Annotated in this window: 9 protein-coding genes and 1 tRNA gene; 5 read left to right on the forward strand and 5 right to left on the reverse strand. The window is 30.5% G+C overall.

Annotated features, from left to right (window positions below):
- Positions 1-165: 165 nt before the first annotated feature.
- From ACIQZ1_RS08960 to ACIQZ1_RS08970, 3 genes are all read right to left on the reverse strand, one after another.
- On the reverse strand, positions 166-1,383 hold the full coding sequence (locus ACIQZ1_RS08960) for a DUF1015 domain-containing protein (RefSeq protein ID WP_396160626.1): 1,218 nt from the start codon (positions 1,381-1,383) through the stop codon (positions 166-168).
- Between the two features lie 65 nt (positions 1,384-1,448).
- A complete protein-coding gene (locus ACIQZ1_RS08965; protein ID WP_396160627.1) occupies positions 1,449-2,339 on the reverse strand; it encodes a 3-hydroxyacyl-CoA dehydrogenase family protein in 891 nt (296 codons plus the stop codon).
- A 34-nt stretch (positions 2,340-2,373) separates the two neighbouring features.
- Positions 2,374-3,339: a Gfo/Idh/MocA family protein gene (locus tag ACIQZ1_RS08970; RefSeq protein WP_396160628.1), complete on the reverse strand. Its 966-nt coding sequence runs from the start codon at positions 3,337-3,339 to the stop codon at positions 2,374-2,376.
- A 186-nt stretch (positions 3,340-3,525) separates the two neighbouring features.
- Here ACIQZ1_RS08970 and ACIQZ1_RS08975 point away from each other — a divergent pair, with 186 nt between their 5' ends.
- Together ACIQZ1_RS08975 and pafA are read left to right on the forward strand one after the other, a co-directional pair.
- Positions 3,526-4,167 (forward strand): protein-L-isoaspartate(D-aspartate) O-methyltransferase, encoded by a 642-nt coding sequence (locus ACIQZ1_RS08975; protein ID WP_396160629.1) that lies wholly within the window; start codon positions 3,526-3,528, stop codon positions 4,165-4,167.
- 19 nt (positions 4,168-4,186) lie between these two features.
- The gene (gene pafA, locus ACIQZ1_RS08980; RefSeq protein ID WP_396160630.1) at positions 4,187-5,791 is read left to right on the forward strand and encodes an alkaline phosphatase PafA; all 1,605 of its coding nucleotides are present in this window, start codon (positions 4,187-4,189) and stop codon (positions 5,789-5,791) included.
- 41 nt (positions 5,792-5,832) lie between these two features.
- On the opposite strand, the gene lysA is transcribed toward pafA, so the two are convergent.
- Complete coding sequence (lysA, locus tag ACIQZ1_RS08985) at positions 5,833-7,038, reverse strand: diaminopimelate decarboxylase (protein ID WP_396160631.1); 1,206 nt, start codon at positions 7,036-7,038, stop codon at positions 5,833-5,835.
- A 208-nt stretch (positions 7,039-7,246) separates the two neighbouring features.
- Between lysA and sucC the strand changes: the two genes are divergently transcribed.
- From sucC to ACIQZ1_RS09000, 3 genes are all read left to right on the forward strand, one after another.
- Complete coding sequence (gene sucC, locus ACIQZ1_RS08990) at positions 7,247-8,440, forward strand: ADP-forming succinate--CoA ligase subunit beta (RefSeq protein ID WP_291242161.1); 1,194 nt, start codon at positions 7,247-7,249, stop codon at positions 8,438-8,440.
- Between the two features lie 67 nt (positions 8,441-8,507).
- Positions 8,508-8,581: transfer RNA gene (locus tag ACIQZ1_RS08995), tRNA-Ala, on the forward strand.
- Positions 8,582-8,720: 139 nt separating this feature from the next.
- On the forward strand, positions 8,721-9,047 hold the full coding sequence (locus ACIQZ1_RS09000) for a hypothetical protein (protein WP_396160632.1): 327 nt from the start codon (positions 8,721-8,723) through the stop codon (positions 9,045-9,047).
- 72 nt (positions 9,048-9,119) lie between these two features.
- On the opposite strand, the gene ACIQZ1_RS09005 is transcribed toward ACIQZ1_RS09000, so the two are convergent.
- Positions 9,120-9,188 (reverse strand): DUF2400 family protein (locus ACIQZ1_RS09005; RefSeq protein WP_396160633.1); only part of this gene is annotated, 69 nt, incomplete at its 5' end.

Here is a 9,188-nt window from a genome sequence, read left to right on the forward strand (position 1 = left end):
AAGAATAAAAAAGCATAGAAATTATATATACTAAATTATCTAAGAATAGTAATCTTCCAATGTAATTTACTTGTTTTCCTTCAAAAATTTTCATGTTTAATAAGTATTTTTCTTTAGTCAGACAGACAAGATTGATGTTAAAATTTCTAAAAACAAAATCGTAAATTACAATTCATAAACCACCAAACCACTTCTAAATTTTGGCTCAATGTAGGTTGATTTTGGAGGCATAATTAAATTATTGTCGGCAATGGTTTTAATTTCAGACATATTGGTAGGGTAGAGCATAAAGCCCACTTCGTATTCGCCTTCATCTATTAAATCTTTAATTACAGAAACGCTTTGTTTTCCTGGAATATAATCAATGCGTTCATCGTTACGCAAATCTTCAATACCTAATAAGGGATGTAAAACCGTATCGTATAAAATTTGTGCATCTAAGTTTTCTAAAACAGAAGTAACCTTTTGATTTTGCTTATAAAACAAAGCATAAAAACTTCCATCTAAATACATTCCAAATTCAAATTTATTTTGAGGTTTCCATAATTCTTGATCTTTTGGTTTAATTATAAAATTATCCGATAATTTAGTAATGAAATCATCTTTTGATAAACCATTTAAATCGCGAATGATTCTATTAAATTCATAAATTTTCACATTGCTTTCGGCAATTAAAAAACTCATAAAGTAATTTAAATTCTTGTTATTTAGCGATTTATTTTGTTCATATAACAACTCTGCTGAAGCCGAACGGTGATGCCCATCAGCAATGTATAAATTCGGAATGTTTTCAAAATGTTCTTGTAACCAATCTATTTCAGATTGTGTTTCAATCTTCCACAACGTATGTTTTTCCTTATTTGGAGTGGCAAATGCATAAATAGGTTCGCTCTTTTTTCGTAAAGAAATAAACGTATTAATTTCAACAGAATCAGGATACGTAATTAAAACGGGTTCTGTATTAAATCCGGTTTGATGTAAATAATCTTTAAACAATTCTACTCGATATTGTAAGGTGTCTTCGTGTTTTTTAATTTGATTTTTCTGATATTCTTCTACAGAAGTTCCTGCAATAATTCCAGTAAATGTTTGGTTTTTTGTTTGAATTTCGTACAAATAAAAAACAGGTTGTTCTTCGGAAATTAAAATAGTTTCGTTTTTAAAATCCTGATATTTATGCAAAACACCTTTAAAACGCTTGTCTAAAGTAATCTTTTGAGTATTCGCATACGCTGGATGAATCACGTGTAAAAACGAATACGGATTGAAACTAAGCCAAGCCGCAAGTTCTGCAGAACTATAATCTTCATAGGTTCTGCAAGTTACCAAAGAGACTTTATCTGCCGATGGACGAACTGCTTTAAAAGGGATTATTTTTGCCATTTTTAAGTGATTAGTAATTAGTGATTAGTAACTAGCTATTCACTAATTACTAATCACTTTTCACTTTATTTAGAAAATTGTTTTGAAACTTTCTCAGCTTTTTTACTTTCTGAATAATCATAAAAACCTTCACCGGATTTTACTCCTAATTTCCCAGCCATTACCATATTTACTAATAACGGACAAGGGGCATATTTAGGGTTTTTAAATCCGTCGTACATCACATTTAAGATGGATAAACATACGTCTAGACCAATAAAATCTGCTAATTGTAAAGGTCCCATTGGATGTGCCATCCCTAATTTCATCACGGTATCTATTTCAGATACGCCCGCTACGCCGTTATATAAGGTTTCAATAGATTCGTTAAGCATTGGCATTAAAATTCTATTGGCTACGAAACCTGGATAATCGTTTACTTCTGTTGGTGTTTTACCTAATTTTTCAGATAAATCCATAATAATTTTAGTCACTTCATCAGAAGTAGAATACCCACGGATGATTTCAACTAATTTCATAATTGGCACTGGATTCATAAAATGCATCCCAATAACTCGTTCTGGATGCACTACTTGAGCACCAATTTGAGTAATAGAAATAGAAGAGGTATTACTCGCTAAAATTACATTATGGTCGCAAATATCACTTAATTGCTTAAAGATATTCATTTTAAGTGCTACATTTTCAGTAGCGGCTTCCACAACCAAATCGCAACCCACCACGCCATCTTTGATATCAGTATAAGTAATGATGTTTGAAATGGTTTTATGTTTGTCAGTTTCCGTGATGCTTCCTTTGGTTACCATTCGGTCTAAGTTAGCGGCAATCGTTGCCATTCCTTTTTCTAATGATTTTTCAGAAATATCAATTAATTTTACGGTAAATCCTGCTTGTGCAAATGTATGAGCAATTCCGTTGCCCATCGTTCCTGATCCTATTACGGCTATTTGTTTCATTTTGTAATTATATATTTTTGTTAACTTGTCTAATTTACTTTCCAATTGAATCAATAATCTGATACGCTACTCGCAACGCTTCTGTTCCATCTTCTAAAGAAACAATAGGCGTAGTGTTATTGTTGATAGCATCTGCAAACGATTCCAATTCATCTAAAATAGCATTATTTGGATGTACGTTTGGATTGTCAAAATAAATTTGTTTTTTCACACCTTCCGCATTTTGTAAAATCATATCAAAATCGCCCGGAATTTCAGGTGCGTCCTGCATACGAACGACTTCGCAAATTTTATCTAAATAATCTACAGAAATGTAAGCGTCTTTTTGAAAGAAACGTGATTTACGCATATTTTTCATAGAAATCCTACTCGCTGTAATGTTGGCCACACAACCATTTTCAAATTCTAAACGCGCATTGGTAATGTCTGGAGAATCTGAAATTACTGCAACGCTACTGGCATTTACTGTTTTTACTTTCGATTTTACTACGCTTAAAATCGCATCAATATCGTGAATCATTAAATCTAAAACCACAGGAACATCAGTACCGCGCGGATTAAATTCTGCCAAACGATGCGTTTCAATAAACATAGGTTTGTCAATTTTATCTTTCACAGCTGTAAAAGCTGGATTGAAACGCTCTACGTGACCCACTTGACCTTTTACATTAAATTTAGTTGCTAAAGCCACAATTTCTTCGGCTTCTGCAACAGTTGTAGCGATTGGTTTTTCTATAAAAATATGTTTTCCAGCTTCGATTACCATTTTGGCACATTCGAAGTGTTGAATAGTAGGTGTTACAATATCGACAACATCAACAGCAGCAATTAGTTCTGCAATTGAAGTAAATTTTTTATAACCAAATTCAGCAGCAACTTTAGTTGCATTTTCCTCAAAAGGATCAAAAAAACCTACTAATTCGTATTTTTCTGACTGATTTAGCAAACGTAAATGTATTTTTCCTAGGTGACCAGCACCTAAAACTCCGACTTTTAACATAAAAATAAATTTCATCAAAAATAGTAATAAAATAAGAAATACCAATTAAGAAATCTCAATATAAAAATTTCAAAATCAAATGATGATACGAAAGCATAGGATTAAAGTTTTTAAAATAAATTGGAATTTTATTTTTGTTTTTGATAAAATTCCATCTAATTTTACAACACTAATTTACACCATAAATTGAAAGATACTAACAAACATCAAGGACTTAGAAATCAGCTAGCAAAGCAATTACAAGAAAAAGGAATTAGAGATAAAAACGTGTTAGAGGCTATTAAAAAAATACCTCGACATTTATTTTTGAATTCTAGTTTTGAAGATTTTGCTTATCAAGATAAAGCGTTTCCTATTGGAGCTGGTCAAACGATTTCTCAACCTTATACTGTAGCTTTTCAGAGTGAATTACTACAAATAGAAAAAGATCATAAAATTTTAGAAATCGGTACAGGTAGTGGTTATCAAACAGCTGTTTTAGTAACTTTAGGTGCAAAAGTTTATTCGATTGAAAGACAAAACGAATTATTTAAAAAAACATCAAGATTATTACCAACTTTAGGTTATAGACCAAAATTATTTGTTTTTGGCGATGGTTATATTGGTTTAGAAAAAGAAGCGCCTTTTGATAGTATTATTGTAACTGCTGGAGCGCCTGTAATTCCACAAGCATTAATGTCGCAATTGAAAATAGGTGGAAGAATAGTGATTCCTGTTGGAGAAACAGAACAAATTATGACCCTTTTGATACGAAAAAACGAAACACAATTTGAAAAAACCGAATTTGGAGATTTCAAATTTGTACCTTTATTAGAAAATAAAAATTAAATATTTAAATTTATATAAAATGAAAAAACTGATTTTAGGATTTTTAGTGTTAAGTACTTTTTTAAATGCACAAGAAAAACCAAAATTAGTGGTTGGAATTGTAGTAGATCAAATGAAAATGGAATACTTGTATCGATTTTCTAATGATTTTTCTAATAATGGTTTTAAAAAATTAATGGGAAAAGGATTTACTTTTCATAATATGCATTACAATTATATGCCAACTTATACAGCTCCAGGTCACGCCGCCATATTTACTGGTGCAGTACCAAATGTAAATGGAATTGTTGGTAACGATTGGTTTAATAAAGCTACTGGAAAAGAAATGTATTGTACTGATGATGCTTCAGTAACAACTTTAGTTGAAGGAACGGAATCAGAAGGTAAAATGTCGCCAAAAAACCTATTTAGCACAACCATTACAGATGAATTAAAATTAGCTACCAACTTTAAAAGTAAAGTAATTGGAATCAGTATTAAAGATAGAGGGGCTATTTTGCCAGCGGGGCATTTTGCAGATTGGGCTTTTTGGTATACTAAAACAGGAAACTTTATTTCAAGTTCTTTTTATGGAAATAAATTACCAGATTGGACGATTCAATTTAATGAAGAAAAAAACTATTTAAAATATATTGAAAAAGGTTGGGATTTATTAAAACCAAAAGAAATTTATAACGAAAGTTTAAACGATAATAATCCCTACGAAGGGAAATTATTTAAGAAAACGCCTTTCTTTCCATACAATACGAAAGAAATGTTTACAAATAATGATGCCGGAGTTTTACGAACCACACCTTACGGAAATAATTTAATTGCAGATTTTGCTAAGAAAGCCATTGAAAATGAGAAAATGGGCGCAGATGAAGTTACTGATTTTTTAACGCTTAGTTTTTCCTCTACAGATTATGTTGGTCATGTTTTAGGCCCACGTTCCATTGAATTACAAGATACGTATTTGCGTTTAGATGAAACAATTGCTGATTTTTTAACTTATTTAGATGAAAAAGTAGGCAAAGGCAACTATTTAGTTTTCTTAACGGCAGATCATGCTGGAGCTGAAAACGCAACGTATCTAAAAGATAATAAATACGAAGTTGAAAGTTTAAATAGTAAAAATGTACAACAAAGTATTATTGATTTTTCTCAAAAAACGTTTGGCGAAAATTTGTTGTTAGATTATTCAAATTTCAATGTTTTTATTAATAAAGAAAAAGTAAATCAAAAAGGGTTGGATGTAAACAATGTTAAACAAAAATTTAAAACGTTTTTACTTTCACAAAACTTTATTAGTAATGTTTTTACAGAAGAAGAAATTCAAAATTCGGGTTCAAATAATCAATTGCTACAAATTATTTCAAATGGTTACGATCCAAAACAAAACGGCGAATTAGTCTTGTTGTTTAAGCCTGGTTTCATGGAATATTCTTCTACTGGAACTACACATGGATCGCCATATTCTTATGACACACATGTTCCTTGTCTGTTTTATGGTTGGAAAATTAAAAAAGGAGAATCGTTCAACAAAAAAACAATTACACAAATAGCCCCAACTTTAGCTCAAAAATTAAAGATTACTATGCCAAACGGCACGCAATCTGAAGTTTTAGAAGAGATACTAAAATAGATAAAAAAAGCACTGAAATATAAGTGCTTTTTATATGTTTTCTATATTTCAATTTCAACTTGATTTCTTAAAATATCATCAAAAGTTTCTCGTTGTCTAATCAAATGGGCTGCACCGTTTTTCCACAAAACTTCAGCAGGTTTCACTCTTGAATTATAATTAGATGACATTGAAAAACAGTAGGCGCCAGCATTTTTAAAACTTAAAATATCACCTTCATGTATTTCTGATATTCTTCTGTTTGTTGCAAAAGTATCAGTTTCACAAATATATCCGACAACAGAATAATAACGTTCTTTTCCTTTTGCATTTGATATGTTTTCAATGTGATGTTCTGCTCCATAAAGCATCGGTCGAATTAAATGATTAAAACCAGTATCAACTCCAGCAAAAACTGTTGAAGTGGTTTGTTTTACGACATTTACTTTAGCTAAAAATACACCTGCTTCGCTAACTAAAAATTTACCAGGTTCAAATACTAAAGTTAAATTTTTCCCATATTCTTTTTCGAAGGCAAGGAAGCGTTTGCTTAATTTTCTACCAAATTCTTCAATATCCGTTTCAATATCGCCTTTTTTATATGGCACTTTAAAACCGCTTCCAAAATCAATAAAATCAAGATTTTTAAATTGTTTGGCAGTTTCAAATAAAATTTCGGCAGCATATAAAAATACTTCAACATCTAAAATATCAGACCCTGTATGCATATGAATACCATTAATATTCATTTTAGTATTTTCTACAATTCTTACTATATGTGGTAATTGATGAATCGAAATTCCAAATTTACTATCAATGTGTCCAACAGAAATATTCGCATTTCCTCCAGCCATCACATGCGGATTGACTCGAATACATACTGGAATGGTTGGGTGTTTAGCACCAAAATGTTCTAAAATGGAAAGATTATCAATATTTATTTGAACACCCATTTTTGCTACTTTTTCAATTTCTTCAAAAGAAACACCATTTGGGGTATACATAATTTCGTTAGGTTGAAAACCGGCATGTATTCCAAGTAATACTTCCTCAATAGAAACGGTATCCAAACCACAACCTTCTTTTTTTAATAATTTTAATATCGAAACATTTGAAAGTGCTTTTACGGCATAATGAATTTTAAAATTTTCTATCTTATGAAAAGCTTTCGTTAATCGATGATATTGTGATATAATTTTTTCGGCATCGTACACATATAATGGACATCCAAATTCTTTTGCTACTTGTACTAATTCTGAATTTTGCATTTTTATTTTTTTTGCAAAAGTAGTTTAGATAATTTCCAAACTAAAATTATTACACAAATAAAATAATTAAATAACAAAATGTTATAAATATAACAATAGCTATACTAAATTATCAAATTTAATTTTAAAAATAAGAATAAAATTAGTCAATTACCAATTACTTTATTATTTTTGTCCCACTTTAAACAAGATTAACTCATACATAATTATGAACGTACACGAATATCAAGGTAAAGAAATATTAGCAAGCTATGGCGTGCGCATACAACGTGGTCATGTGGCCAATAATGCAGAAGAAGCTGTTGAAAAAGCAAAACAATTAACTGCTGAAACCGGTACAGGTTGGCATGTAATAAAAGCTCAAATTCACGCAGGTGGTCGTGGAAAAGGTGGTGGAGTTAAATTAGCTAAAAATTTAGACCAAGTTAAAGAAATAGCGGGTCAAATTATTGGAATGGATTTAATTACGCCGCAAACACCTCCAACAGGAAAAAGAGTTCATAAAGTTTTAATTGCTGAAGATGTTTATTATCCAGGTGAATCTGAAACGAAAGAATTTTATATGTCTGTTTTATTAAATAGAGGTAAAGGTCGTAATATGATTATGTATTCTACAGAAGGTGGAATGGATATTGAAGAAGTGGCTGAACATACACCTCATTTAATTTTTACAGAAGAAATTGACCCTTCAGTTGGTTTACAAGGATTTCAAGCAAGACAAATTGCTTTTAATTTAGGTTTATCAGGTGAAGCGTTTAAAGAAATGGTAAAATTTGTAGATGCTTTATATAAAGCATATATTGGTTCAGACGCAACTATGTTTGAAATTAATCCAGTTTTAAAAACATCAGACAACAAAATTATTGCAGTTGATGCTAAAGTTGATTTAGATGATAATGCTTTATTCCGTCATAAAGATTTAGCTGAAATGCGTGATGTTCGTGAAGAAAATCCTATTGAAGTTGAAGCGAAAGAAGTTGGTTTAAATTATGTAGATTTAGATGGAACGGTTGGATGTATGGTAAACGGTGCTGGTTTAGCAATGGCTACTATGGATTTAATTAAATACGCTGGTTTTGAACCTGCAAACTTCTTAGATGTAGGAGGAACTGCAGATGCTAAACGTGTTGAAACCGCTTTCCGTATTATTTTAAAAGATGCGAATGTAAAAGCTATTTTAATTAATATTTTTGGTGGAATTGTACGTTGCGATAGAGTAGCACAAGGTGTGGTTGATGCCTATAAAAATATGGGTGATGCTATTAAAGTGCCAATTATTGTTCGTTTACAAGGTACAAATGCAGAAATTGCAAAAGAATTAATTGACAATTCTGGAATGCCAATTTTATCAGCTGTGCAGTTTCAAGAAGCGGCTGATCAAGTAAAAGCAGCATTATCTTAATAAAATTATTATTATTTTATATATTTATCCCGACTTAGGTCGGGATTTTTTATATTTGAAAAGTAAAGGGGGATTAGCTCATTTGGCTAGAGCGCTACGCTGGCAGCGTAGAGGCGACCGGTTCGAATCCGGTATTCTCCACAAAATTTAATACAATAAACATTTTTTTTAAACTTTTTGCAAACAAATTTAATCCATAGATGTATCTTGAATAATAATTTTGTTATTTGTTTATTAATTTATTACTTTTAAAAATTATCTTTAACTAAAAAATAAAAATATGAAAAAAATTATTTTATTTATTTTTACTATAGGTGGTTTGTTACTATCATCTTGTTCAAAAGACGAAAATAATGATGCTCCAGTTGAAACTAAAGTTTATAAAGTTTTTTCAATAGCATCGTGTATTAGTAATACTGTCACAAATGTTAGCAATGATGATATTTATATTGAATTTGATTCACCAACTTTTACACCTATAGTTAATAAATGGTATAAAGATGAAACTAACGTTTTTTACTTTAAATTTAACGATTTAACCCTTGTTCAAGGGGATCTTAGCCAGAGGGTTTTAATTTCACAACATTATGATACATATTGTCAATAGTGATAGTTGTTAAAAGCGATTTTGAACAAAGTATTTTAAATATTTATAAATAAAATATTAATAATAATTATTTTAAAACCCTTCAAAAACGCCTAACCCAAACAAGGCAAAATCATATTTTACTGGGTCATTTGCGTCTAG

Origin of the sequence: Flavobacterium sp., assembly GCF_044341185.1 — a bacterium.
GTDB lineage: Bacteria > Bacteroidota > Bacteroidia > Flavobacteriales > Flavobacteriaceae > Flavobacterium.

Excerpts from the sequence above, each read along its gene's own strand:
- ACIQZ1_RS08960 (WP_396160626.1), bottom strand. The coding sequence starts at position 1,383 with ATGGCAAAAATAATCCCTTTTAAAGCAGTTCGTCCATCGGCAGATAAA.
- ACIQZ1_RS08965 (WP_396160627.1), bottom strand. The coding sequence starts at position 2,339 with ATGAAACAAATAGCCGTAATAGGATCAGGAACGATGGGCAACGGAATT.
- ACIQZ1_RS08970 (WP_396160628.1), bottom strand. The coding sequence starts at position 3,339 with ATGTTAAAAGTCGGAGTTTTAGGTGCTGGTCACCTAGGAAAAATACAT.
- pafA (WP_396160630.1), top strand. The coding sequence starts at position 4,187 with ATGAAAAAACTGATTTTAGGATTTTTAGTGTTAAGTACTTTTTTAAAT.
- lysA (WP_396160631.1), bottom strand. The coding sequence starts at position 7,038 with ATGCAAAATTCAGAATTAGTACAAGTAGCAAAAGAATTTGGATGTCCA.
- sucC (WP_291242161.1), top strand. The coding sequence starts at position 7,247 with ATGAACGTACACGAATATCAAGGTAAAGAAATATTAGCAAGCTATGGC.
- ACIQZ1_RS09000 (WP_396160632.1), top strand. The coding sequence starts at position 8,721 with ATGAAAAAAATTATTTTATTTATTTTTACTATAGGTGGTTTGTTACTA.